Below are 23,640 nucleotides of genomic sequence, written 5' to 3'. Positions count from 1 at the left end.
CGGTACCGGCCCGCCGCCGCCCTCAAGGAGGACCGCTGACATCGCCGCATCAAGCTGGGAGTAGCCTGAGAGCGGTCGGGCGGCAGTCCGTCCTCGATCAGCGCCGACGAGGGGATTCCATGTCCACCAGTACCGCAGCACCCGCGAACAGCGCCCGGACCCGTAGAGCGATCAGCAACACGCTCAAGGGCTCGGCCGGCAATCTCATCGAGTGGTACGACCTCTACGTCTACGCGGCGTTCTCGTCCTACTTCGCCACGTACTTCTTCAACCAGAAGGACCCGGCCCAGGCCCAGATCGACGCGTACCTCACGTTCGCGCTGACCTTCCTGATGCGCCCGGTCGGCAGCTGGTTCTTCGGCCGCTTCGCCGACCAGCGCGGGCGCAAGGCCGCCCTCACCCTCAGCGTCACCCTGATGTGCGCGGGTTCGCTGATCATGTGCGTGCTGCCCGGGCTGAACCAGATCGGCGTCTGGTCCACCGTGCTGCTGTACCTGACCCGGTTGCTCCAGGGCTTCTCCGTCGGCGGCGAGTACGGCACGAGCGCCACCTACATGTCCGAGGCGGCCACCGCCGGTCGGCGCGGTTTCTTCTCCAGCTTCCAGTACGTCACCCTCGTGGGCGGCCAGGTGCTCGCCCTCCTGACCCTGGTGATCCTGCAGAACACGCTGGGCTCGGAGGCGCTGACCGCCTGGGGCTGGCGCATCCCCTTCTTCATCGGCGCGCTCGCCGCCCTGGTCGTGCTGTGGCTGCGCCGGACGATGGACGAGACCATCACCGAGGAGCAGCGCAGGGCGGCGTCCTCGGCCGCCGACGCCGCCAGTCACGGCCTCGCCGCCCGTCCCGGCAGTCTGAAACTGCTGTTCACGCAGCACTGGAAGCCGTTCCTCGTCGTCGTGTTCCTGACGATGGGCGGGACGATGGCGTTCTACCTCTTCACCACCTACATCCTCAGCTTCATGAACAACGTCTCCCACATCCCGAAGACGCAGACCTCGGTGATCAACTTCTGGGCGCTGTTCATCTTCATGCTGCTGCAGCCGGTGTTCGGCGCGCTCTCGGACCGGATCGGCCGCAAGGCCCAGCTGATCGCCTTCGGCGTCCTCGGCACGGCGTTCACCTGGCCGATCATGTCCACCCTCGCAGGCGTGACGGACGCGATGGCCGCCTTCTGGCTGATGCTGGCCGGCCTGACGATCAACGCCCTCTACACGTCGGTGAGCGCGATCGTGAAGGCGGAGATGTTCCCGGCGTCCATCCGCGCGCTCGGGGTCGGGCTCGCCTATGCCGTCGCCAACTCGCTGTTCGGCGGCACGGTTCCCTTCATCGGGGAGTCCCTCTCGGCGGCCGGGCACAAGGAGTGGCTCTTCGCGTACGTGACGATCGCCATCGCCCTGTCCCTGGTCGTGTACATCTTCTTCGTCCCGGGCAAGCGACACCCGAAGGTCTCGTCCTTCGACGACGCCGTCACCAGGGTCGCCGCCACCACGGAGACGGGTCCGCGGTCGCGGCCGTGAGGCCGTCGTCGTCGCTCATGCGCGGTGACGACGGACTCAGTCGCCCTCGGTGAACCGGCTGCGGATGGCGTCCACGTCGCGGGCCGACAGGCCGGCCCGCTGCAGGAACGCGGACGCGTCGATCTCGTCGAGGGTGCGGAGCAGGTGCTCGCGGGTCTCCGCGACCCACGCGTCGAGCTGCTCGGGCGTGCGGTAGCGCTCGACCGGGTGGTCGATGACGCGGAAGCGTTCGTTGGCCGCGCGCACCCCGCGCTCGTAGTCATCGGCGATGGTCTCGTGCGGCACTCCGAGCAACTGCAGCAGGAGCATGACGACGAGGCCGGTCCGGTCGCGCCCGCCGGAGCAGTGCACAAGAATGCCACCGGGCGGCGCGACGGCGATGTCGTGCACGATCCGCACGAAGCGCTCCGGCCACAGCCGCAGGTTGTCGGCATAGAACTTCGGCGTGTTCAGGTACGGCCAGCACAGCTGCTTGAAGTCGACGTGGTCGGGATCCTCGGTGGGCCGCTCCAGCCGGTTCAATCCGTCGAGGGCGCCATCGGCGACGACGGCGTCGGTCTCCCGCCTGCCCCGCTCGTCGTCGTTGCGCAGGTCGATCACGGTGCTCACGCCGTCGGCCCGCAACTGGACCCACCCGGCGGTGGTCATCGTCTCGGTCCGCCCGGAACGGAACAACCGCCCCACCGCGGTGCGCCCTCCCCCGGCCACCGGCAGCCCACCGAGATCGTGGACGTTGATGGCACCTTCCCACTGCGGCGTGCTCACTCCCATGCCGGGAGGCTATCAACTCTCTCGTTACTCGAAGTACCCCGCACTCCACCCCACGTCACCAACCCTCCCCAGCAACTCTCGTCGCACCCAACCAACGCTCCCTGAACTCATCCCACCCACGCACCGTCAGAATCAACGCACCCTTCCCCACCGCCGTCCCGATCGTCGATCGCCAGGCGGGGACCGGACCGCACGAAAGGGGACGTGTCGACCAAGCGAGCTCTGCGAGCGCCGGGAGATCCAGTCCCCGTGTACGGTCCGGCCCACGCCGGACCCGACCACTCAGAAGGACGACGTGAACAACGAAGCAGGGACGCCGACCCACGCGGTCGACGCCCCTGCGACAACGAGCCAGACTCAGGCCGAGACGAGTTCGGCCATCTCCTCCTCCACCCACCGCACCGGCCGGGTACGGCACAGGTACTCGGCGTAGGCGGTGGTGGTGAGGAAGTCCGGGAACTCGGCGCGCATCGCCGAGCGCTCCAGGATCTCCCGCGCCTCGTCGAACCGGTCCTCGGCGGATCGCTCGAGCGCGTCGACCTCCTCGTCGAGCAGCCGCTCCACGTAGTCGGCGGTGACGATCTCCCCGTCCTTGGTCAACGCCTCACAGTGGATCCACTGCCAGATCTGAGCGCGGGAGATCTCCGCCGTGCCGACGTCCTCCATCCGGTCCCCCACGGCCACGGCACCCTCGCCGCGCAGCCACGACTCGAGATAGCGCAGCCCGACCCGCAGGTTGGCCCGGATGCCGTCCTCGGTGATGCTGCCCGTGGTCGCGGCCACGTCCAGCAGCGCCCGGTCGGAGAACTCGACGTCCTCACGCAGCCGGTCCAACTGGTTCGGGGCCTGTCCCAGCACGCCGTCGAACACGTCGCGGCACAGCGGCACCAGGCCCGGGTGGGCCACCCACGACCCGTCGAACCCGGCCTCGGCCTCCCGCTCCTTGTCCCGCACGACGCGGGCCAGGGCCCGGTCGTTCTCCTCGCCGTGCTCGGGCGCCGGGATGACGGTGCTCATCCCGCCGATGGCGTGCGCACCGCGGCGGTGGGCGACGGCGACGAGCTGCTCGGTGAAGGCCCGCATGAAGGGCTGACTCATACTCACCCGCTCCCGGTCCGGCAGGATGAACCGGGGGCCACGCTGCCGGAAGTTCTTGATCATGCTGAACACGTAGTCCCACCGGCCGGCGTTCAGCCCGGCGGCGTGCTCGCGCAGCTCGTACAGGATCTCCTCCATCTCGAACGCGGCCGTGATGGTCTCGATCAGCACGGTGGCGCGGACGGTGCCGCGGGGCAGGCCCAGCAGCTTCTGCGCCAGCACGAAGACGTCGTTCCACAGCCGCGCCTCCTCCGCCGACTCGATCTTCGGCAGATAGAAGTACGGACCTGAACCGTGGCTGATCAGGTGGTCGGCGTTGTGGAACAGGTAGAGGGCCATGTCCACCAGTCCGCCCCACACGGGCCGGCCGCCGATCTGCAGGTGCTTCTCGGGCAGGTGCAGGCCGCGGGGACGCACGATGACGGTCGGACGCGGCCCGTCGGGGTCGAGCTCGGGGATGGCGCCGCGCAGGCCGTCGTGCAGGTTGAGCTGGGCGTTGATCACGTTCTCCCAGGTCGGCACGCTCGCGTCCTCGAGGTCGGCCAGCCAGACGTTGGCGCCGGACGTCAGGGCGGTGACGGTCGACGCGCGGTCCACCGGGGTGGTGATCTCGACGCGACGGTCGGTCAGGTCCGGCACGGCCGGTGCGACCCGCCATTCCGCGTCAGCGCGCAGTGTGGCGGTGTCGGCGCGGTAGGCGGGGTCCTTGCCCAGGGCGATCGAGCGACGGCGCGCGCGCCGGGCCTCGAGCAGCTCGTCCCGGCGGGCGAACGTCGCCCGGTGGAGCGCGGCGACGAACCGCAGCGCGTCCGCGGTCAGGACCTCCTCCTCCCGTCGGATCGACGGCGCGAGCAGTGTCACGCCGTTCATGGTGCAACCCTCGGTGCTGATGTGGTTCATCTCGATTCCCTCCCTGCGACTGCGCGTCTCGAGCGGAAGATCTCCGCGTCCTTCAACACTGCGGGAGCGGTACCGCCGTTGCACCCGGAAGTTCGAGAGAATTAGTGCCGTTCTTCCCGGTCGGGCAAGAAGGTCGAGTAGCGCATCCACTCACCCCGCCACCGCCGGGGTGAGTGCGATGGACGGAGGCCACCGCCCGCGCCGGACAGACCGGAGGGCCGGCACCTCCGACGTCGTCGGTGGTACCGGCCCTCGGCGGACTCGTCGAACGAGGAGCGCTCAGCGGGTTCCGGGTGTGCGGCGACTCAGTGGAACTGGCCCTCCTCGGTGGAGCCGACCAGCGCCAGAGTGGAGCCGGTGGGGTTGAGCGCCGTGGAGACGAGGTCGAAGTACCCGGTGCCGACCTCGCGCTGGTGCTTCGTGGCGGTGTAGCCGCGGGACTCGGCACCGAACTCGCGCTCCTGCAGCTCGACGTAGGCGGACATGCCGTCACGGGCGTATCCGTGTGCCAGGTCGAACATCGAGTAGTTCAGCGCGTGGAAGCCGGCCAGGGTGATGAACTGGAAGGTGAAGCCCATGGCGCCGAGCTCGCGCTGGAACTTCGCGATGGTCGCGTCGTCCAGGTGCTTCTTCCAGTTGAACGACGGCGAGCAGTTGTACGCGAGCATCTGGTCCGGGTGCTCGGCCTTGACCGCCTCGGCGAAGCGGCGGGCCAGCTCGAGGTCCGGCGTGCCGGTCTCCATCCAGATCAGGTCGGCGTAAGGCGCGTAGGCCTTCGCCCGGGCGATGCACGGCTCGATGCCGTTGCGCACGGTGTAGAAGCCCTCGGCGGTGCGCTCCCCGGTGAGGAACGGGACGTCCCGCTCGTCGACGTCGGAGGTGATCAGCGTGGCGGCCTCGGCGTCGGTGCGGGCGACGACGACGCTCGGGGTGCCGGACACGTCGGCGGCCAGCCGCGCGGCGTTGAGGGTGCGGACGTGCTGCTGCGTGGGGATCAGCACCTTGCCGCCGAGGTGACCACACTTCTTCTCGCTCGCCAGCTGGTCCTCCCAGTGCACGCCCGCGGCGCCGGCGGCGATCATCGACTTCATCAGCTCGTAGGCGTTCAGCGGACCGCCGAAGCCGGCCTCGGCGTCGGCGACGATCGGCACCAACCAGTCCTCGACCGTCCGCTTGCCCTCGGAGAACTCGATCTGGTCCGCCCGCAGCAGCGCGTTGTTGATCCGGCGGACCACCGTCGGCACGGAGTTGACCGGGTAGAGCGACTGGTCCGGGTAGGTGTTCCCGGAGGTGTTGGCGTCGGCCGCGACCTGCCAGCCCGAGAGGTAGATCGCCTGCAGGCCGGCCTTGACCTGCTGCACCGCCTGGTTGCCGGTCAGGGCGCCGAGGGCGTGGACGTAGCCGCCGTCCGCTCGTCCGTCCTGGAGCGTCCGCCACAGCTTCTCGGCGCCGCGACGGGCCAGGGTGTGCTCCTCCTGCACCCGGCCGCGCAGCCGGACGACGTCCTCGGCGGTGTAGTCGCGGGTGACGCCGTCCCAGCGGGAGTCGGCCTCCCACTCCAGCGTCAGGGCCTCGGCCTGCTCCGTGAGGGACGGGGTCGTGGGCTGATCGTTCGTGGGACGGGGATCCGTGCTCATCGGATGCTCCTTCGCGTCGATACGGGCGGCGCTCGTACTGCGGTGCGCCTTGCTGTGATCCTCACTTTTCTCGATCTGCGCGGCTCTTGACCCACAGATTGCTGCGAAGAACGCCAGTTCTTCCTCTAGAGTGCAGAAATGACCGCCGACGGATGGTACCGAGACCCCGCCGACCGCCGCGTCCGCGAAGCGGCGCCGGATCTGGACGTGATCAGCCTCGGCCGGCGTGTGCGGTACCTGCGCAAGCACCGGGGGATGACGCTCGACCAGGTGTCGGCGGCGGTCGGCACGGCACCGAGCCAGCTCAGCCTGATCGAGAACGGCAAGCGCGAGCCGCGGCTGAGCCTGCTGCGCGCCCTCGCCTCGACCTTCGACGTCACCCTCGACGACCTGCTCGGTGCCGAGCCGCCCAGCCGGCGAGCGGCCCTGGAGATCGCCCTCGAGAAGGCGCAGCGCGGGCCGCTCTACCAGTCGCTCGGCCTGCCGACCATCCGCGTCGGGCCCCGCACGTCGACCGAGGTGCTCGAGGCGATCGTCGGGCTGCAGGGGGCGCTGGAACGGCAGCTGGAGGAGCAGATCGCCACCCCCGAGGAGGCGCGGCGCGCGAACACCGAACTGCGGGGCGAGATGCGCCGGCGGGACAACTACTTCCCCGCGATCGAGCAGGAGGCCGGTTCCCTGCTCGAGGCCGTCGGCTACACCGGCGGCCCGCTGTCCCAGCACGTGATCGCGGACATCGCGCGCCACCTCGACTTCACGCTGCACCACGTGGGGAACCTGCCGCACTCGACCCGGTCGGTCACCGATCTGAAGAACCGGCGGATCTACCTGCCGCGGGGCGACGCCGAGGGCCACGACCCCCGCTCGGTGCTGCTGCAGGCCCTCGGGCACCACGTCCTCGGCCACGGGACGCCGAGCGACTACGGCGAGTTCCTGCGCCAGCGGGTGGAGACGAACTACTTCGCCGCGGCCCTGCTGCTGCCCGAGACCGCCACCGTGGCGTTCCTGCAGCGGGCGAAGGCGGCCCGGGAGCTGGCCGTCGAGGACATCCGCGACGCGTTCGCGGTCTCGTACGAGACCGCCGCCCACCGGTTCACGAACCTGGCCACCCACCACCTGGGCATCCCCCTGCACTTCCAGAAGGTGCACCGCTCCGGGATCATCTACAAGGCGTACGAGAACGACGGCGTCAGCTTCCCCGCGGACCACACGGGCGCGATCGAGGGCCAGCCGGTGTGCCGGTACTGGACGTCGCGCGAGGTGTTCGACGTGCCGGACCAGTTCTCGGCCTTCAACCAGTACACCGACACCCCCGCCGGCACGTACTGGTGCACGGCACGCACCGAGCACAGCGCGGGCGGCCTGTTCTCGCTGAGCATCGGGCTGCCGTACGCGCACGTCAAGTGGTTCCGCGGCCGCGAGACGACGGCCCGCTCGGTGTCCCGCTGCCCGGATCCGGACTGCTGCCGACGGCCCCCGGCGGGCCTCGCGGACACGTGGGCGGGGCAGGCGTGGCCGAGCGCCCGGGCGCACTCGCACCTGATGGCGGCGCTCCCGCCGGGGGCGTTCCCCGGGGTGGACGAGACCGAGGTCTACGAGTTCCTGCAGACGCAGGCCGAACGCTAGTCCCGGCCCGGCCGCCGCGGGATCGTCACGACCCACACGAAGTCGGCGATGGGGGTGACGGCCTCGAAGGCCCGGTCCTGGTCGGCGTCGAGGCGTGCGGAGTGCCGCTCGCCGATCCGCAGCTCCGCGTCGCCCGCTCGCACGCGCACCTCGCCGCTGCTCACGTGCACCATCGACGGCGGCGCGCCCACCGCCGGACCGGTGCCGTAGCTGTCGCCACGCACCAGGTGCCAGGTCCACAGCTCGACCGTGGCCTCGGGCGTCTCGACGGCGTTGACCAGGTAGGCCCAGCTGCCCGCCGTGGTGGACCAGACCTCGACGCCGTCCGGCGCGGGCCGGTCCTGCACGCCGACGAGCGTGGCGAAGCTGGTGCCGAGCGCTCCGGCGATCTTGTCGACGGTGGAGAGGCTGGGGTTGGCCTGCCCGAGCTCGACCTGGGTGAGCATCCGGCGACTGACGCCGCTGCGCTCGGCCAGTCCCACCACGCTCAACCCCTGTTCCGTCCGCAGGGTGCGGATGCGGTCGCCGACGAGACGGGCCACATCGGGCCGGATCTGTTCGCTCATGCGCCCCTCACTCGTGGTCCTCGCCCGGGCGGCCGGGTCACCCGCGGCGCTCACATCGTCAACATGAGCACTATAGTGCTCATACCAGCAGGCACTCGAGGAGGGACGGCGGCGACATGACGAACGCTCCCGCGCCCAGCCCGGCGCGGGCCGGCGCACCCCGTCGTCGCCGCGGGGACGTCCTGCGCTGGCAGATCGGCTACGGGACCTTCGGCGTGCCGCAGGCCGCCGCACCGATCGCTTTCGGCCTGGTCACCCTGGCGATCACGGGATCGGCCACCGCCGGCGCGGCGCTCGTCTTCGCGATGACCACCGCCCAGGTGCTCGGCGCCGTCCCGGTGGCCCGATTCGGCGCCCGCTTCGACAGCGTCCACTACCTGCGCGGCCTCATCGCGCTGCGGACGCTCGCCCTCGCCGTCCTGACCGTGCTCGCGGCGGTGGGCGCACCCGTCGCCTGGCTGGCGGTGCCGGTCGTCGCGGCCGGGCTGGTCAACGGCGCCGCCTACGGCTTCCTGCGGCTGCTGCTCAACCACCTCGTGGAGCCGGCCCGGTTGCCCCGCGCGCTCGGGGTCGCGGCGACGCTGAACGAGGTCACCTTCGCGGTCGCTCCGGCCCTCGCCGCGCTCCTGGGAGCGATCTCACCGACCTGGGCCCTGGCAGCGGTCACCGCGCTCGGCGTCGCCCCCCTGCTGCTGATCCCGCGCATCCCGGGGTCGGCACCCGCCCGGGCCACCGAACCGGCCCGTCCGCGGCGCCCGCGTGAGCCGATCGGCCGGGGAGTCGCCCTCTGGCTCCTGTGTGCCGGGGCGAGCGGCGCCGTGGTCGCGGCGATCGAGGTCGGCGCCGTGTCCTTTGCGCTCGCCTTCGGGCTCGAGGCCGGCTGGGCGTTCCTGTTCGCCCTGGCGCTGTGCGTGGGATCGGTGACCGGGGGGATCTGGGTCAGCGTCCGCAACCGTGTCCCCGCGCTCGGCACGGTCGCCGCGTACCTCGCCGTGACGGCGGCCGCGGCCGGCCTGGTCCTCGCCGGGGGCCACCTCGCGGCGACCTTGGCCGGGGCCGCCCTCATCGGCTTCCTGCTGCCGGTGCTCGGCACCTTCTACTCGCTCGTCGTCGACCGGCTCTCGCCCCCGCACCGGCGCGCGGAACTCTTCGCCCTCCTGCGCACCGCCAACAATCTCGGGGTCATCGCCGTCAGCGGGTTGCTGGCCCTGCTCGGCCTGCGGGCGGCGCTCCTCGGGTCGGTCGCGTTGCTGGTGATCTCGACCGTCCTCGTGACAGTCCACGCCGCGCGCGCCCATGGCACCCTCGCACCGGCCGACGACGTCCGGCCGGGAGCGGCTGACGATGTCCGCGGCCCAGCGGAGGCGTCGAGCGACGTCAGCGGGCGTCAAGGGCCGTGAGGATCCGGCCGACCGAGCCGCCGAGGTTCCACTGCTCGCCGAGCGCCTCCACGGCGGCGCGGCGCTTCCCCGTCACCGGGCGCAACCGGGCGTCGATGTCCCCGAGATCCAGGTCCCGGACGACGCGCACGACCGGGGCGGCGGCGGCCAGGTAGTCGGCCGCCGCGGTGAGCTTCGCGCGGGATCCCCGGGACATGCCGCTGCGGTCGTCCGACGCCGCGGCGATCACGCCGTCGAGGTCGCCGTGGTCGGCGATCAGCCCGGCGGCGGTCTTCTCGCCGACGCCGGCGACGCCGGGCAGCCCGTCCGAGGTGTCACCGCGCAGCACCGCGAAGTCCGCGTACTGAGCGGCGCCGATGCCGTACTTCTCCCGGATCACGGCGTCCGTCACGACCTCGATCCTGTTCATCCCCCGGGCGGTGTTGATCACCCGGACACCGGCGTCGTCGTCGACGAGCTGGAACAGGTCCCGGTCGGAGGTGACGATGTCGACGGGTACCGAGGAGGTGGTCGCGAGGGTGGCGATGACGTCGTCGGCCTCGTGGTCCTCCGCCCCGACGATCGGGATGCCGAGCGCGTCGAGCACCTGCCGGATGATCGGCACCTGCGGGGAGAGCAGGTCCGGGACCTCCTCGACGTCGATGCCGTCGGGATCCTCGCGACGCACGCGGTGCGCCTTGTATCCGGGGACGAGGGCGGTGCGCCAGTGCGGCCGCCAGTTCGCGTCCCAGCACGCCACCAGCTCGGTCGGCTCGTACTCCCCGACCAGCCGCGCGATGGCGTCGAGCAGCCCGCGGACGGCGTTGACGCTGGTGCCGTCGGGCGCCTTCAGGGAGTCCGGCAGCCCGTGGAAGGCACGGAAGTACATCGCGGCGGTGTCCAGGAGCATGAGGCGATCGGCCATGCGGTGATCATGGCATGCCGCCGCGTCCCCCACGAGCCGCGCCGGTGAGGCGCCCCCGACGCAGACGGGCGACCGGCCACCCCACCGGCGCTGACGGGGAGCGGACGGTCGCCCGTCACGCGCACGCCGCTCAGTGGTTGACCGAGCGCATGCCGTTCTCGTCGTACCGCTCGCCGGAGGCGACGCCGACCGGGGCCACCTCGTCGAGCGCGGCCAGTTCGTCCGCCGTGAGATCCAGCTCGGCCGCCGCGACGTTCTCCTGCAGGTAGGTGCGCCGCTTGGTGCCCGGGATCGCGACCACGGACTCCTGCGCGAGCACCCAGGCCAGGGCGAGCTGCCCGGGCGTGACCTTGCGGGCGTCGGCCAGTTCCTTGACCTTCGCGACGACGGCGAGGTTCGCGTCCATGTTCTCGCCGCTGAAACGCGGCGCGTTGCGACGGAAGTCGTCGTCGGCGAGCTGGTCCGGGCTGGTGATCGCGCCGGTCAGCAGGCCGCGGCCCAGCGGCGAGTAGGCGACGAACGCGATGCCGAGCTCCCGGGTGGCGGCCAGCACGCCGTTGGACTCGGGCTCCCGCTGGAACAGCGAGTACTCGGTCTGCACCGCGGAGATCGGGTGGGCGGCGTGGGCCCGGCGGATGGTCTCCGGCGACGCCTCGCTGATGCCGAGGTACCGGACCTTGCCCTCGGTGACGAACTCGGCCAGTGCACCGATGGTCTCCTCGATCGGCCGGTCCGGGTCGATGCGGTGCACGTAGTAGAGGTCCACGTGGTCCCGCTGGAGGTTCTTCAGCGACCGCTCGAGCGCCGTGCGGGCGTACTCGGGGCTGCCGTTGACCGGTCCCCGGCTGCCGTCCTCGCCGATCTCCGAGCCGAACTTCGTGGCCAACGCGTACTCGTCGGCGCGGTGGCCGATCGCCTTGGCGATCAGCTGCTCGTTGATGAACGGCCCGTACAGCTCGGCCGTGTCGATCAGGCTGACCCCGAGATCGAGGGCGAGGTTGAGCGTCGCGGTCGACTCCTCGTCGTCCCGCGGCCCGTAGAAGGCGCTCATGCCCATCGCGCCGAGTCCTTCGTTGCTGGCTCGCAGCCCCTGGCTGCCCCATGCCACCGTCTTCACGGCGTCTCCTCTCGTCGTCTGTCACTCGTCCTTCGTCCTCAGTATGCTGCCGATCAGGGGCCGGAGAAAGCCGCCGGCCCACCACCGGAGGGAGAGACGCATGTCCAAGGAGAACGAGTCGCGCCTGACGTCGGACGGGCTGAGCCGCAACCTCGGCGGCGAGTACGCGCAGGAGCACGGGTACGGGGACGCGGAGACCTACTCCGACGGCAGCCCCAAGCACGTGGAGGACGACCGGTTCCATGTGCACGCCGACGGTGCCTCGACGGAGGACGCCACGACGGACCCGCTCGACGCCACCGACGCCACCGACGCCAGCGGCGGCGAGAACGCGGGGATCACGACCGGGACCACCGGGCAGGACGGCGAGTCGGCGGAGCCGAACGAGGAGCGCACCGAGCAGCTCGAGCAGGACGCCTTCGGCGAGAGCGGGTCCGGCAAGTCCGACCCCGGTGCATTCACCCAGGCGCCGGGCTGAGCCGGTTCCTCTGAGCCGGGGTTCTTCGTCCGGCACCACCTCGACGACGACGGCCCGGGCTGATGGTCAGCCCGGGCCGTCGCGCGTGGTCTCGTCAGTGACGCCTCACCAGTCGTAGAAGCCGCGTCCGGACTTCTTGCCGAGCTCCCCGGCGGCCACCTTGTCGCGCAGCAGCTGCGGCGGGGCGAACCGGTCGCCGAGGGTGGAGGCGAGGTACTCGGCGATGCCGAGGCGCACGTCCAGGCCGACGATGTCGGTGAGCTTGAGCGGGCCGATCGGGTACTTGTAGCCGAGCACCATCGCCGCGTCGATGTCCTCCGCGGAGGCGACACCCTCCTCGAGCATCCGGATCGCCTCCAGACCGATGGTGACGCCGAGGCGGGAGGACGCGAAGCCAGGAGCGTCGCGGACGACGACGGGGGTCTTGTCCAGCTCGCGCACCCAGGCGGGGGCGAGGCCGGTCAACTCGTCACCGGTCCGCTCGCCGATGACGACCTCGACCAGGCCCGAGGCGGGCACCGGGTTGAAGAAGTGCAGCCCGCAGAACCGCTCGGGGTGGCGCAGGTTGGCCGCCAGGTCGTCCACGGACAGGGACGAGGTGTTCGTGGCCAGCCAGGCGTTGGCGCCGAGCCGCTTCTCGACCTCGGTCAGCGCCGTCGTCTTCAGGCCGATGTCCTCGGGCACGGCCTCGACCACCAGGCCGCGACCGGTGAAGGCGTCGTAGTCCGTGGAGACCGTCAGCCGCCCGGTCAGGGTCGCCAGGTCGTCCTGCGTCGTCGCGCGATCGACGGAGGCCTTCAGCGAGGACTCGACCCGCTCCCGCGCCGCGGTCGCGGCCGCCTCGTCACGCTCGACGACGACCACGTCGGCACCGGCCAGGACGAACGCGTGGGCGATGCCCGCGCCCATCCGGCCGCCCCCGAGGACCCCCACGCGAGCGGGGAGGGAGGTGGGGATGCTGGTGGTGCTCATGCCTGCTGTCCTTTCGAGGCCCGCTTGGCGAGGAACGCGTCCATGCGGGCGAACTTGGCGTCGGATTCGAAGAGGATGCCCTGGGCGAGGGTGTCGATCACCGGGTGGGACTCGCGCGGGGCGTGGAAGACGGTCTTGGTGAGCCGGATCGCGAGCGGGTCCTGGGCGGCGATCCGGTCGGCGAGGGCGTGCGCGGCGTCGAGCAGGTCCGCGGACTCGTGCACCTCGGTGATCAGCCGGGCCGCGAGGGCCTCGTCGGCGTCGAGGATGCGGCCGGCCAGCAGGATCTCCTTGGCCAGCGGTTCGCCGACCAGTTCCTTCAGCCGCCAGGTGGCCCCAGCCCCGGCGGTGATGCCGAGCCCGGGCTCGGGCTGGCCGATCCTCACGCTCGGCGTGCCGAGGCGGAAGTCGGCGGCGAAGGCGAGCTCCGCGCCGCCGCCGAGGGCGTAGCCGTCCAACGCGGCGATGACCGGCATCGGGAGCTGGGCGATGCGGACGAAGATGCCGGAGTTGATGCCCGCCAGGGCGTCCCCCCGGCGGCGCTCCCGCAACTGGGCGATGTCCGCGCCGGACGCGAAGATGCCCTTGCGGCCCTCCGCGGCCGGGGTGCCGGAGAGGAGGAGGATGCGGGGGTCGCGCTCGAGTCGGGCGCAGACGTCGTGCAGCTCGGCGACCATGGTGGCGTCGATCGCGTTGCGCACCTCGGGACGGTTGAGGGCGACGTGGAGCCGGTCCTCCCGCTCGTCGACGAGCAGCGTCGTGTAGTCGGCGGCGTCGTCGGTCATGCTCACACCCGCTCCAGCAGCAACGCCGTGCCCTGACCGACGCCGACGCACATGGTCGCGAGGCCCTTGTCGGCGCCCTCGCGCTCCATCCGGCCGAGCAGGGTGATGGCGATGCGGGAGCCGGACGAGCCGAGCGGGTGGCCGAGCGCGATGGCGCCGCCGTCGTTGTTGACGATCGACGGGTCCAGGCCGAGGCGACGGATGCAGGCGAGCGACTGGGTCGCGAAGGCTTCGTTCAACTCGACGGCGCCGAGGTCGTCGAGGCTCCAGCCGGTGCGGTCGAGCACCTTGTGCGTGGCCGGGACCGGGCCGATGCCCATGATGGGGGCCGGCACACCGGCGGACGCGCCGTCGGCGATCCGGGCCCGCGGCGTCAGGCCGTACTTCGCGATGGCAGCCTCGGAGGCGACGACGATCGCAGAGGCGCCGTCGTTCAGGGAGCTGGCGTTGCCCGCGGTGACCACGGAGCCCCCCTTGACGACGGGCCGGAGCTTGCTCAGCACCTCGACGGTCGTGCCCTCGCGCGGGCCCTCGTCGGTGTCCACGACGGTCTCGCTCTTGCGGGTCCTGACGGTCACGGGGACGATCTCGTCGGCGAACCGGCCGGCGGCGATGGCGGCGAGCGCCTTCTCCTGGGATCCGGCGGCGAACGCGTCGGCGTCCTCGCGGCTGATGTCGTCGACGCGCGCGACCTCCTCGGCCGTCTCCGGCATCGAGTAGGTCGTCTTCTCCTGCGCCTGGAAGATCGGGTTGACGAACCGCCACCCGATCGAGGTGTCGAAGGCGTCGCCGGGCTTGGCGAACGCCGTCGTCGGCTTGGCCATCACCCAGGGTGCGCGGGACATGGACTCGACCCCGCCGGCGACGACGATGTCGGCGGCTCCGGCCTTGATCATGTGGCTGGCCATGATGATGGCGCTCATGCCGGAGGCGCAGAGACGGTTGACGGTGATGCCCGGGACGCTGTCCTCGAAGCCGGCGAGCAGCCACGCCATCCGCGCGACGTTGCGGTTCTCCTCACCGGCGCCGTTGGCGTTGCCGAGGATCACCTCCTCGACGGCCTCGGACGGGATGCCGGCCCGCTGCACGGCCTCCTTGACGACGAGGGCGGCCAGGTCGTCGGGCCGGACGGACGAGAGGGCGCCGCCGTACCGGCCGACCGGGGTGCGCGCACCGCCGACGAGAAACGCTTCGGGCATGAGAACTCCTTCGTCCAGCTGCTGGGCGGGTCGCTGTCCCGTCGCGGGCACACGGGTGTCCTCCGACGAAATACCGACCGATCGTTCAAGAATGTCACGGGGTCAGGAGCGGGTCAATGTCATGACGCGATGACGGCGCGGGCCGAGGCCGGCAGGCATCCGATGCGACACCTGATCCCCGGTCGGTCAGCGGCCGTCGGGCCGGTTGGCGACGTCGGCAGCAGCCGTCGCCTCGTGCAGGGACGCCCCGGGTCGCTCGGTCGGTCGGATCAGCCGGCTCGGTCGGATCAGCCGGCTTGGTCGGATCAGCCGGCTCGGTCGGATCAGCCGGCGGCGGCGATCGCCGTCAACACGGCGTGCGTCGCGTCCTCGTAGTCCTGGTCCTGGTCGGGCGCCACGACGGGACGCAGGATCCACGCCTGCAGCAGTCCCACGATCGCCGGCGTCAGCACGCCCGCGCGTCGCCGGGCGGCGGCGTCGGACAGCCCCGGGCCGTCCGCACCGGCGGAGAACCAGGCCGCCAGGTAGTCGGCGACGGCCGCCCTGACCCGGCCGTAGGCCTCGTGGGCGAGCTGCGCCATCGGCTCCGAGACGGTCGCGAGCGCCCACACCTGGACCACGAGCCCGGTGTCCCGCGGGGCGGCGAGGGTGCTCAGCAGCTCGCCGAGCACGTCCGCGGGCGGCCGCACGGGCCGTTCCTGCGAGGCGACGGCGAGCGCGGTGAGGCGCACCTCGAACGCGCGGTGGGCGACGGCGCGGAGCAGCTCGTCCTTGCCGGAGAAGTACCCGTAGATGGCACCCGCGGACAGGCCGGAGGCCTCGATGATGTCCGCCATCGAGATCTCGTGCAGCCCCCGCTCCCGCGCACGGTCGAGGGTCGCTTCGGTGATCCGATCGATCATCTGCTGCCGATGGGCATCGCTGACGCGGGGCATGTGACCAGCGTACCCGTGAAACAGAACGACCGTTCTTGATAACTTGAGCGCTCCGTGGCCTAATAGAGAACAACCATTCTTTTTACCGTGCCGCATGCGGTGGCTCACCGCCGGCGCCGTGCTCGATCGAGGACCACCACCATGACCACCTCCACCCCTGTCGCTCCGGCAGACGCCTCCGCAGCGCCGCACACCTCCGCACCGCGGACGCCGGCCGCACGCATTCCCGCGGCCCGCACCCGGTGGCGGGTGACGATGATGGCCGGACTCGGTGCCGCGGCGGCCGTCGCCATTGTGCTGCTCGCCTTCGTCTGGCCCACGGTCACCTCGAGCGTCAAGGATCTGCCGGTCGTCGTCGTGGGCTCCGGGGACGCCGCGAGCACGCTGCACCGCACCCTGACTGACGACGGTCGCTTCGACGTCCGCGACGCCGCCACCGAGGACGACGCCCGCGCGGCCCTCACTCACCGCGAGGCGTACGCGGCGTTCGTCGTCTCGGGCTCCTCCCTCGAGGTGCTCACGGCGTCGGCGGCCTCCCCCGTGGCGACCCAGCTCGTCGCGCAGAAGGTGGCGACCATCGGGCAGGGCTTGCAGCGGGACGCGATCACGTCCCAGACGGCGCTCGCCCGCACGGCGGCGCAGGACGGCGCGAAGGCAGCGGCTGCCGCCGCGGTCGCCGGGACGCTGCAGCGGGTCGCCGCTCAGCAGTTCCCCACCCCGCAGTCGCACGCCGGGCCGGCGTGGGCCGCGTTCTCCGGCCAGTTGGCCGGTGCCCAGCAGCAGGCGACGGCCGCGAAGAGCGCAGCCACGGCGGCCGCCGCCGCGGTGACCGCCGCCCCGAAGCCGTCGGTGACGATCAGCGACGTCGCCCCGCTCAGCTCGGGCGATCCCCGCGGGACGGGACTGGGCCTGCTCGGCCTGCCCCTCGCCATGGGCGGGATGATCGGCGGCCTCATCGTCGCGCTGCTGATCTCCGGATTCGGTCGCCGGATCGCGGCCGCGGGGACCTACGCGCTCGTGGGCGGCCTCGTGCTGATCCTCATCATGCAGCCCTGGTTCGGCCTGCTCCCGGGCCCGTTCCTGCTCAACTGGCTGGCGATGGGCCTCGGCCTGTTCGCGACGGCGATGACGATCGTCGGCCTCGAGTCGCTGATCGGCCGCGCGGGCATCCCGATCGGCGCGATCCTCACCATGTTCGTCGGCAACCCGCTGTCCTCGCTGGCGTCGCCGCCGGAGTTCCTGCCGTGGGCGTGGGGCGCCATCGGCCAGTGGTTCGTGCCGGGCGCCACGGGCAACCTGCTGCGCGACCTCTCCTACTTCCCCGACGCGAGCACGACGCACGGCTGGCTGGTGCTGGCGTGCTGGTCGGTGGCCGGCGTCCTGCTGGCCGTGCTCGGCCGGCACCGCAATGAGGAGACCGTGCACCTGGAGGGGGCCACGGAGGTCGCCGGTGGGCGGACCGGTGGCGTGGCGGACGCAAACTCGACCGACCGGCCCGCCGCCGAGTCCCGGCCGGCCGCCGACGACTCGGCTGCCGTCACCCCGTCGCACGGCCGGCACGTCGCGCAGGTCTGAGGTGTGGGGCGGCGCGGCTCGCCGTCGCCGTCCCCGCCCCCGCCTCTCGCCGAGTGTGCGGATAACGCACCCATTCACCCCGAGTGAGGCCGCCAACCGCACACTCGACGCGGATGTGCGAGCCAGTCGCACACGGGGCACACTCGGCGCGCCGTGTCGCCGATCCCCTGTGGATAACTCCGCGCGGCCGACGGCGTCAGCGGCCATGCTGTGCCGATGAGACTGGCACGACCGCTTCCACCGGCGCTGCAGGTGGCGAGCTTCACCGTCGATCAGGCGCTCGACCTCGGCGTCACCATCGGGCGACTCCGCGGCGACGACCTCGTCGCGCCGTCGAGATCATTGCGAAGGCGCTCGACGACGCAGCCCGACCCGCTCGCGGACGCGCGGAGCCTGCTCGCGCTGCACGGTGACGCCGTCGTCAGCCACCAGACCGCTGCGTTGTGGTGGCAACTCCCTCTGCCGCTTCGCCTGGCGGGCGACCGCCGTGTCCACCTCAGCCTTTCGGCGACGGACGGAGCTACTCCACACATCCGTCGCCGCGGCGTCGTCGCCCATCGCACCAGGCTGCCGCCCGAGGATGTCCGCCGGGTGGGCCGCTGGACGGTGTCGACCCCCGAGCGGACCTTCCTCGACCTCGCGCCCCTCCTCGCGGAGGACGAACTCGTGATCCTGGGGGACGCCATCGTGTGTGCACACCCTGGCGGACGACCATCGACCCGTCGCACGCTGAGCACGCCGGAGCGGCTGGTCGAACGGTGCGCCGATGCGCATGTCCGAGGGGTGCGGGCGGCCCGAGCAGCTCTCGCCCTCGTCCGGGTCGGAAGCGACTCGGCACCGGAGACGCAGCTTCGGCTCGACCTCGTCCGAGCGGGGCTGCCCGAGCCCGCATTGAACGTCGTCCTCGTCGCGCCGGGTGGTCGACGCCCCGTCTTCCCCGACCTGGCCTTCCGGCGACATCGGGTCAGTGTCCAGTACGACGGCGCCCATCACGCCGACCCTCACCAGCACCGGCTCGACATCGAACGCGCCGATCTGACCGCGGCCGCAGGCTGGGTCGAGGTCCGGATCAGCGCCGACGACCTGCGCGTTCAGGTCCGCCACCGCTCCGGCCCGGCCTCTCGCGCTGTCGTCAAGATCGAAGCGGCGCTCCGAGCCCAGGCTGCCCGCCTCGGATGAGAGTCACTGCGTCCCCCGCCGAGTGGACGGCTGACGCACCTGATCCGACCCAATAGGGCCGCCAACCGCTCATTCGACACATCGTCACGACTGCCGAGTGTGCGGATAACGCATCCATCGGCTCGGATGAGGCCGCCAACCGCACACTCGACGACGCGAGGCTCAACTGGCCGTGCCGAGTGGACGGATAACGCACCCATTCGGCCCGAATGAGGCCGGCAACCGCACACTCGGCGAGTGACCCAGGTGCCGCGTGCGCCTCGGCCGCGCGAGTGGCCGCCGCAGTCCTCAGAAGCCGAGGCCGGCCAGCGAGTGCCGGAGCGTCTCCGCCGAGTCCCGCAGCAGGCCGAGCTCCCGGCCGTTCACCGGCACCTCGAGCACCCGCTCGATGCCGTTGCCGCCCACGACGGTCGGCACGGACAGGGCCACGCCGGAGATGCCGGCGTAGTCGTCGAGCACGCTCGAGACGGGCAGCACCGCGTCCTCGTGCCGCAGGATCGCCTCGACGATCCGCGCGCCCGAGAGCCCGATCGCGTAGTTGGTGGCGCCCTTGCCGCGGATCACCGTGTACGCCGCATTGACCACCTGGTCGGTGAGCTGCTCGAGGTACTCCCACGTGAACAGCTGCCGCCCCTCGACGGTCCAGTCACGGATCGGCACCAGGCCGATCGTGGCGCTGGACCACAGCGGGAACTCGCTGTCCCCGTGCTCGCCGACGATGGTCGCGTGCACGCTCGACGTCGAGACGCCCGCCTTCTGCGAGATCAGCCAACGCAGCCGGGACGTGTCCAGCACGGTGCCCGAGGAGAACACCCGGTGCGCGGGCAGGCCGCTGATCTGCCGGGCGGCGACGGTGAGGACGTCGCACGGGTTGGTCACGAGCACGTACACCGCGTCCGGCGCCTGCTCGAGCAACCGGGGCAGCACCGTCTTCAGGATGGCGATGTTGGCGCCGGCGAGGTCGAGCCGCGTCTGGCCGGGCTGCTGCTTCGCCCCCGCGGTGATGACGATGACGTCGGCGCCCGCGACGACCCCGATGTCGTCGCCGCCGATGATGGTCGACGAACCGGTGAATTGGGTGCCGTGCGCCAGGTCCAGCACCTCGGCCTCGACCTTCTCGGTCGCGACGTCGAACAGGGCCACCTCTCGCGCGGAGCCGCGGATCAGGGCGGCGTACGCCAGCGCGGTCCCCACCGCCCCGGCGCCGATGATCGCGAGCTTCGTCCGGGGCAGCGTGCTCATGACGATCCACTCCCTCTCGAGGCTGGAGCCGGGGCCGTCCGCACCGGGCGGCTCGGTCATCAGCCTAGAAAAGGGAGCCATCGCCGCGCTACTAGACTTGCGGGGTGACGATGCCAGGCGAGCCGAACCCCCCGCGGCGGGACCAGCTCCCCGCCTCCGTCTCCGATCTCTTCGACCCGCAGCAGTGGCGGGTGGTCGAGGGCTTCGACTTCACCGATGTCACCTATCACCGGCAGGTCGAGCGCGACGCCGACGGCGCCGTCGTGACGGACCTGCCGACCGTGCGCATCGCCTTCGACCGGCCCGAGGTGCGCAACGCCTTCCGCCCCCACACCGTGGACGAGCTGTACCGCGCGCTGGACCACGCCCGGATGACGCCCGACGTCGGCACCGTGCTGCTGACCGGCAACGGCCCCTCCCCCAAGGACGGCGGCCACTCCTTCTGCTCCGGCGGCGACCAGCGGATCCGGGGCCGGGACGGCTACCGCTACGCCGAGGGCGAGACGTCCGAGACCGTGGACCCGGCCCGGGCCGGCCGGCTGCACATCCTCGAGGTGCAGCGCCTGATCCGGACCATGCCGAAGGTCGTCATCGCCGTCGTCAACGGCTGGGCGGCCGGCGGCGGTCACAGTCTGCACGTCGTCTGCGACCTGACCATCGCCTCCCGCCAGCACGGCAAGTTCAAGCAGACCGACGCGACGGTGGGCTCGTACGACGCCGGGTACGGCTCGGCCCTGCTGGCCCGGCAGGTCGGCCAGAAGGCCGCCCGCGCGATCTTCTTCCTCGCCCGGGAGTACTCGGCCGAGGACATGGTGCGGATGGGCGCCGTCAATGAGGCCGTCGACCACGCGGACCTCGAGCGCACGGCCCTGGCGTACGCCGCGGACATCGCCCGGCAGTCCCCGCAGGCGATCCGCATGCTCAAGTTCGCCTTCAACCTGCCCGACGACGGCCTGTTCGGCCAGCAGGTGTTCGCCGGAGAGGCGACCCGGCTGGGCTACATGACCGACGAGGCCGTCGAGGGCCGCGACGCGTTCCTGGCCAAGCGGGACCCGGACTGGTCGCGCTTCCCGCACTACTTCTGAGGCGGCGCGCGCACCCGTGACCGGCCTGACCTCCCTGCACACCCCCCGCGGTACCGACCCGCTCGCCCTGCTCGGCCCGCTCGCGGCGGCACTGGACGGCGGCCCCGCCGTGGTCGCCTCCCCCGACCCGGAACTCCTCGCCACCGTCACGGCCCTGGCCGAGCGAACCGGTGTGCCCGACGGGACCGCGGCGATCGTCTCCACCTCCGGGTCGACGGGCGCCCCCAAGCACACCCTGCTGCCCGCCGCGGCCCTGCACGCTTCCGCGGACGCCACCCGCGCCGTCCTCGGCGGCTCCGGGCAGTGGCTGCTCGCCCTGCCCGGACACTACGTCGCCGGCCTGCAGGTGCTCTCCCGCTCGATCCTCGACGGCACCCGGCCCGTGGTGGTCCCCGACGACGCGCCGTTCGACGGCACCGCCTTCCGCGCCGCGGTGGACCGGATGGACGGGTCCGGGTTGGACGGCGCCCGCCGCTATGCCTCGATGGTGCCGGCGCAGCTCGCCCTGCTGATCGACGGCGCTCCCGGCCGGCCCGTCGACGACGCCGAACGGGCGGCCAACGCGGCCGCGCTCGGCGCACTGGACGCGATCCTGCTCGGCGGCGCCCGTGCCGATGCGGCCCTGCTGCGCCGCGTCCGCGACACCGGTGCCCGGGTGATCACCACCTACGGGATGAGCGAGACCTGCGGCGGCTGCGTGTACGACGGCGTGGCCCTGGCCGGGGTCCGCGTGGACCTGGCCGACGGCGTGATCCGGCTCGGCGGCCCCGTCGTCGCCGGCGGATACCTGGGCGACCCGGTGCGCACCGCCGCGGCCTTCACGGAGCGGGACGGGACCCGCTGGTTCACCACCAGCGACACCGGCACCCTGACGGACGGCGTTCTCACCGTCACCGGCCGCGCGGACGACGTCATCAACACCGGCGGCCTCAAGGTCTCCGCGACCGTCCTGGCGCAGACCATCGAGGAACTGCCCGGCGTGCGCGACGCGTTCGTCACCGGCCTCCCCGACCCGGTGTGGGGCCAGCAGGTGGCGGCCTGGGTCGCGGGCTCGGCGACACCCGAGGCGGTCCGCGCCTACGTGGCCGGACGGCTCGGGGCCCGGCTCACCCCGAAGATCCTGCGCGTCACCGACGCCCTGCCGATGCTCCAGACCGGCAAACCCGACCGGCAGCGGATGATCCGGCAGCTGACCACAGCGACGACACCAGCAACGACGACGACGGCCCCGCGGGCCGGACAGGAGGCATGAGCGTGGCGACCACGGCCCAGTGGGTGGAGGGAGCGCGGCTGCGGACCCTGCCGATGGCGATGGCTCCGGTGATCGCCGGGTCCGCCGCGGCGGCCGGGCTCGGGGCGTTCCACCCGGTGCGGGCGCTGCTCGCGCTCGTCGTCGCCCTGCTCCTGCAGGTGGGCGTCAACTACGCCAACGACTACTCGGACGGCATCCGCGGCACCGACGACGCCCGGGTCGGCCCGCTGCGCCTGGTCGGCTCCGGGGCCGCCTCCCCCGCCGCGGTCAAGCGCGCCGCCTTCGCCTGCTTCGGCGCGGCCATGGTCGCGGGGCTGCTCCTCGTGGTGCTCAGCGGGACCTGGTGGGTGCTGCTGGTCGGCGCCGCGTCCGTCGTGGCGGCCTGGTACTACACCGGCGGGTCACGCCCCTACGGGTACCACGGCCTCGGCGAGGTGTTCGTGTTCGTGTTCTTCGGGCTCGTCGCCGCGCTGGGCACCACCTACACGCAGGCCCTGACGATCAGCGGGCCGGCCGTCGTCGCCGCCGTCGCCACCGGACTGATCGCGACCGCCCTGCTGATGGCCAACAACATCCGGGACATCCCGACGGACCGCGAGGTCGGCAAGCGCACCCTGGCGGTGCGGCTCGGCGACCGCGCGGCCCGCACCACCTACGTCGGGATGCTCGCCGTCGCTCTGCTGCTGGTGCTGACCGTGGCGCCGGCGCACCCGTGGCTGCTGATCGTGCTGCTGCTGGCCCCGGTGTGCGTCCCCGCCTGCCGCCGGGTGCTGACGGCCACCGAACGGGCCGAGCTCATTCCCGTGCTCAAGCAGACGGGCATCATCAACCTCGCCTGGAGCGTGCTGTTCACGGTCGGCATCCTGCTCGACCTCGCCGTCTGACGGACCCGCGGAATGCCGACGGGACGACGACGGGGTCAGGCGCCGCGGCGCCGCTGCACGGAGTCGTCCTGGACAGCGTCAGCGCGACCGGCGTCATCCCGACCGGCGTCATGCCGAACGGCACCGTCGTCCGCGCCGTGGGTCGTGCCGCTGTGGGGGTCGGTGCCGACGGCGGTGCTGCCCTGCGCCCGCGCGTCGGTGCCGGCCGTCCATTCGGCCGGCTCGGCCGTCTGCTCGTGGTCGTCCCAGTAGCTGTCCTCCGCGGCGGCGTCGTCCAGCTCGGTCCGCGAGCGGCGGCCCGTGCGACCGGTGATGCGGTTGCCGACCTGCGAGGCGGCGGCGTCGCGCATCCGCCCGAAGAAGAGGTAGCTGATGCAGAACGAGGCGACGAGCGCCACGATCATCGACATCACGACGCCGAGGTGCAGCAGCAGGCCGAGCACGAAGATCAGGACGACGAGGCCGAGCCGGGCGGCGGAATACTTCAGAAGAGCCACCGCGCCATTCTAGTCGCCGGT

21 protein-coding genes are annotated in these 23,640 nt (G+C 72.0%); 9 read left to right on the top strand and 12 right to left on the bottom strand.

Annotated features, from left to right (window positions below):
- The first annotated feature begins 119 nt into the window (after positions 1–119).
- Positions 120–1,517: an MFS transporter gene (locus BGP79_RS09035; protein WP_076694657.1), complete on the top strand. Its 1,398-nt coding sequence runs from the start codon at positions 120–122 to the stop codon at positions 1,515–1,517.
- Positions 1,518–1,553: 36 nt separating this feature from the next.
- Here BGP79_RS09035 and BGP79_RS09030 read toward each other — a convergent pair whose 3' ends face one another.
- The 3 genes from BGP79_RS09030 to aceA all read right to left on the bottom strand — a co-directional run bounded on the left by BGP79_RS09030 (position 1,554) and on the right by aceA (position 5,923).
- Complete coding sequence (locus BGP79_RS09030; RefSeq protein ID WP_076694656.1) at positions 1,554–2,288, bottom strand: tyrosine-protein phosphatase; 735 nt, start codon at positions 2,286–2,288, stop codon at positions 1,554–1,556.
- A gap of 357 nt (positions 2,289–2,645) precedes the next feature.
- On the bottom strand, positions 2,646–4,286 hold the full coding sequence (aceB, locus tag BGP79_RS09025; RefSeq protein ID WP_076694654.1) for a malate synthase A: 1,641 nt from the start codon (positions 4,284–4,286) through the stop codon (positions 2,646–2,648).
- Between the two features lie 305 nt (positions 4,287–4,591).
- Positions 4,592–5,923, bottom strand: coding sequence for an isocitrate lyase (gene aceA, locus BGP79_RS09020; protein WP_076694653.1), 1,332 nt, complete (start codon positions 5,921–5,923; stop codon positions 4,592–4,594).
- A gap of 138 nt (positions 5,924–6,061) precedes the next feature.
- Here aceA and BGP79_RS09015 point away from each other — a divergent pair, with 138 nt between their 5' ends.
- A complete protein-coding gene (locus BGP79_RS09015; RefSeq protein ID WP_076694651.1) occupies positions 6,062–7,549 on the top strand; it encodes a helix-turn-helix domain-containing protein in 1,488 nt (495 codons plus the stop codon).
- Here the strand turns inward: BGP79_RS09015 and BGP79_RS09010 are convergent.
- Positions 7,546–8,115 (bottom strand): helix-turn-helix domain-containing protein, encoded by a 570-nt coding sequence (locus tag BGP79_RS09010; RefSeq protein ID WP_076694650.1) that lies wholly within the window; start codon positions 8,113–8,115, stop codon positions 7,546–7,548. The genes BGP79_RS09015 and BGP79_RS09010 overlap by 4 nt on opposite strands.
- A 116-nt stretch (positions 8,116–8,231) precedes the next feature.
- Here BGP79_RS09010 and BGP79_RS09005 point away from each other — a divergent pair, with 116 nt between their 5' ends.
- The gene (locus BGP79_RS09005) at positions 8,232–9,515 is read left to right on the top strand and encodes an MFS transporter (protein ID WP_076694648.1); all 1,284 of its coding nucleotides are present in this window, start codon (positions 8,232–8,234) and stop codon (positions 9,513–9,515) included.
- Here the strand turns inward: BGP79_RS09005 and BGP79_RS09000 are convergent.
- On the bottom strand, positions 9,493–10,419 hold the full coding sequence (locus BGP79_RS09000) for a 5'-3' exonuclease (RefSeq protein ID WP_076694647.1): 927 nt from the start codon (positions 10,417–10,419) through the stop codon (positions 9,493–9,495). The genes BGP79_RS09005 and BGP79_RS09000 overlap by 23 nt on opposite strands.
- A 130-nt stretch (positions 10,420–10,549) precedes the next feature.
- A complete protein-coding gene (locus BGP79_RS08995) occupies positions 10,550–11,536 on the bottom strand; it encodes an aldo/keto reductase (protein WP_076694645.1) in 987 nt (328 codons plus the stop codon).
- 100 nt (positions 11,537–11,636) lie between these two features.
- Here BGP79_RS08995 and BGP79_RS08990 point away from each other — a divergent pair, with 100 nt between their 5' ends.
- A complete protein-coding gene (locus tag BGP79_RS08990; protein WP_076694644.1) occupies positions 11,637–12,014 on the top strand; it encodes a hypothetical protein in 378 nt (125 codons plus the stop codon).
- Between the two features lie 105 nt (positions 12,015–12,119).
- Here BGP79_RS08990 and BGP79_RS08985 read toward each other — a convergent pair whose 3' ends face one another.
- The 4 genes from BGP79_RS08985 to BGP79_RS08970 form a co-directional block, all read right to left on the bottom strand.
- Positions 12,120–12,986 (bottom strand): 3-hydroxyacyl-CoA dehydrogenase family protein, encoded by an 867-nt coding sequence (locus tag BGP79_RS08985; RefSeq protein WP_076694642.1) that lies wholly within the window; start codon positions 12,984–12,986, stop codon positions 12,120–12,122.
- Entirely contained in the window at positions 12,983–13,771 is a 789-nt protein-coding gene (locus BGP79_RS08980; RefSeq protein WP_076694641.1) for an enoyl-CoA hydratase/isomerase family protein, read from the bottom strand. The genes BGP79_RS08985 and BGP79_RS08980 overlap by 4 nt, the downstream gene beginning before the upstream one ends.
- Before the next feature lie 2 nt (positions 13,772–13,773).
- Entirely contained in the window at positions 13,774–14,970 is a 1,197-nt protein-coding gene (locus BGP79_RS08975; RefSeq protein ID WP_076694639.1) for an acetyl-CoA C-acyltransferase, read from the bottom strand.
- A 323-nt stretch (positions 14,971–15,293) separates the two neighbouring features.
- Positions 15,294–15,905, bottom strand: a complete 612-nt coding sequence (locus BGP79_RS08970) for a TetR/AcrR family transcriptional regulator (RefSeq protein WP_076694638.1) — start codon at positions 15,903–15,905, stop codon at positions 15,294–15,296.
- 141 nt (positions 15,906–16,046) lie between these two features.
- On the opposite strand from BGP79_RS08970, the gene BGP79_RS16605 reads away from it, so the two are divergent.
- Both BGP79_RS16605 and BGP79_RS08960 read left to right on the top strand, forming a co-directional pair.
- The gene (locus BGP79_RS16605) at positions 16,047–17,480 is read left to right on the top strand and encodes an ABC transporter permease (protein WP_076694636.1); all 1,434 of its coding nucleotides are present in this window, start codon (positions 16,047–16,049) and stop codon (positions 17,478–17,480) included.
- Positions 17,481–17,732: 252 nt separating this feature from the next.
- Complete coding sequence (locus BGP79_RS08960) at positions 17,733–18,659, top strand: hypothetical protein (RefSeq protein ID WP_076694635.1); 927 nt, start codon at positions 17,733–17,735, stop codon at positions 18,657–18,659.
- Positions 18,660–18,947: 288 nt separating this feature from the next.
- Here the strand turns inward: BGP79_RS08960 and BGP79_RS08955 are convergent, their stop codons facing one another.
- Positions 18,948–19,901: an L-lactate dehydrogenase gene (locus BGP79_RS08955; protein ID WP_076694832.1), complete on the bottom strand. Its 954-nt coding sequence runs from the start codon at positions 19,899–19,901 to the stop codon at positions 18,948–18,950.
- 110 nt (positions 19,902–20,011) lie between these two features.
- Between BGP79_RS08955 and BGP79_RS08950 the strand changes: the two genes are divergently transcribed.
- From BGP79_RS08950 to BGP79_RS08940, 3 genes are read left to right on the top strand one after another with little or no spacing between them, the layout of a single operon-like run.
- The gene (locus BGP79_RS08950) at positions 20,012–20,986 is read left to right on the top strand and encodes a 1,4-dihydroxy-2-naphthoyl-CoA synthase (protein ID WP_076694830.1); all 975 of its coding nucleotides are present in this window, start codon (positions 20,012–20,014) and stop codon (positions 20,984–20,986) included.
- Positions 20,987–21,002: 16 nt separating this feature from the next.
- Positions 21,003–22,238: an AMP-binding protein gene (locus tag BGP79_RS08945; RefSeq protein WP_076694633.1), complete on the top strand. Its 1,236-nt coding sequence runs from the start codon at positions 21,003–21,005 to the stop codon at positions 22,236–22,238.
- Positions 22,239–22,240: 2 nt separating this feature from the next.
- Complete coding sequence (locus BGP79_RS08940) at positions 22,241–23,122, top strand: 1,4-dihydroxy-2-naphthoate polyprenyltransferase (protein ID WP_076694632.1); 882 nt, start codon at positions 22,241–22,243, stop codon at positions 23,120–23,122.
- Positions 23,123–23,157: 35 nt separating this feature from the next.
- Here the strand turns inward: BGP79_RS08940 and BGP79_RS08935 are convergent, their stop codons facing one another.
- The gene (locus BGP79_RS08935) at positions 23,158–23,619 is read right to left on the bottom strand and encodes a DUF4229 domain-containing protein (RefSeq protein WP_076694630.1); all 462 of its coding nucleotides are present in this window, start codon (positions 23,617–23,619) and stop codon (positions 23,158–23,160) included.
- Between the last annotated feature and the right edge of the window lie 21 nt (positions 23,620–23,640).

It is taken from the genome of Tersicoccus sp. Bi-70 (genome assembly GCF_001968825.1).
GTDB lineage: Bacteria > Actinomycetota > Actinomycetes > Actinomycetales > Micrococcaceae > Tersicoccus.
Note: the sequence above shows the minus strand (reverse complement) of the source record. Positions and strands in the feature narration are given on the sequence as shown.